General features: G+C 33.6%; 2 protein-coding genes. Both read right to left on the reverse strand.

The window, feature by feature from the left end:
• Positions 1-333: PadR family transcriptional regulator (locus AB0N14_RS40160; RefSeq protein ID WP_366030620.1), on the reverse strand; the 333-nt coding region annotated here is incomplete at its 3' end.
• 203 nt (positions 334-536) lie between these two features.
• The coding region (locus tag AB0N14_RS40165) for a site-specific integrase (RefSeq protein WP_366030621.1) at positions 537-1,373 on the reverse strand (837 nt) is incomplete at its 5' end.

The following is a 1,373-nucleotide window of genomic DNA, read 5'->3' on the forward strand; positions in this document are numbered from 1 at the left end:
TTTGTTATCAAGAAAATAAAGGCGGAGCATGAATTCATCTTTTTGAATTGGATAGCGGTCAACAGGGTGTTTTAACCACTCGTTAAATAGTTCGATTCCTTTTGGAGTAATTTGATAGGTTTTTTTCTCTAACTTTTCACCTACAATGTGTACATCAAAAGTAACGGCTTGATCGTTTAATAATACTCTAAGTGAAGGATAAATTTGCCCTGTGTTGGCTTGCCAAAATTCACCGACTTCACTTTCAAACTTTTTCTTAAGGTCATAACCACTTAATGGTTCGGTCTTTAAAAGTCCAAGTATAATATAAGATAATTTATCTCTATGGCTCATATTTTTTCTCCTTTATTTCCATGATACACAAAAAATAGTAAATTGTAAATTTTTGATGTAGAATTTAAACTTCATTTTTAAAAAACTGTCTATTCTATTATATTATATAGACGGATTAGTCTCAAACCTTTGATATTAAAAGGTTTGAGTTTTTTATTTTTATCTAACAATAGAATTAACAGAGTTTTTAACAGAGTTCTATTTTAAAAGTTGGCATACTTAGTAAATAGTTCAAGCTCTTTATTCTTCTTTTCGGGCTCAAGATGTGAGTATAGGTCCATAGTCAATTGCAACTTTGAATGACCTAGCCTTTCTTGAATCACTTTATAACTCATTTCAGCATTTAAACAAAGGCTAGCGTGTGAATGCCTGAATCCATGAAAGCTCAACAACGGCAGTTCAGCATTTTTGATTATATTATTCAGCTTGTAGATAAGGTTGTGATAATCCATCACTCCACCTTCTATTTTTGGAAATACTAGGTTTTGTTGTGGATTTCCTAACTTCATAAAGTGTTTCTTTTGAAAGAAGTACCAGCTTTTTAATACATAAATTGCCTTATCGTCAATGCTAATAATTCGATTGCTTTTATTGCTTTTTGGTGTATCTTGAATTTGAAATCGTCTAACTGTGGTTTTGCTGACAGATACAGTCTGGTTTTGAAAGTTAATATCAGACCATGATAAGGCCATAGCTTCGCCAATACGCAAACCAGAAGCCACAAGCAAGCGTAGAAGAGCTTTAAAGTATTCATTTGACCACTGGCCACTCTTTAGAGATTCAAGGTAATTAAAGAGTTTTGCTAATTCCGATTTTTTGTAGAACTTTATCTCTTTTTTTGCTTGTTCCACCTTTACTTGGGGTACGATCACTGACTGACAAGGATTGTTCTCAATGATTCCAAGTGAAAGTGCATGTTGAAATATGCGATTGATGATATTGAACTGCAGCTTGTATCGTTTAGTTTGTCCAGTAGTACGCTTTTGTCTCCCATTAAGAGGAGCAGCGGCGCTTTTTTGCCATTTGATAACATGCTGCTG

The sequence above is a fragment of the Streptomyces sp. NPDC051104 genome, assembly GCF_040682835.1.
GTDB classification, from domain to species: domain Bacteria; phylum Actinomycetota; class Actinomycetes; order Streptomycetales; family Streptomycetaceae; genus Streptomyces; species Streptomyces cynarae.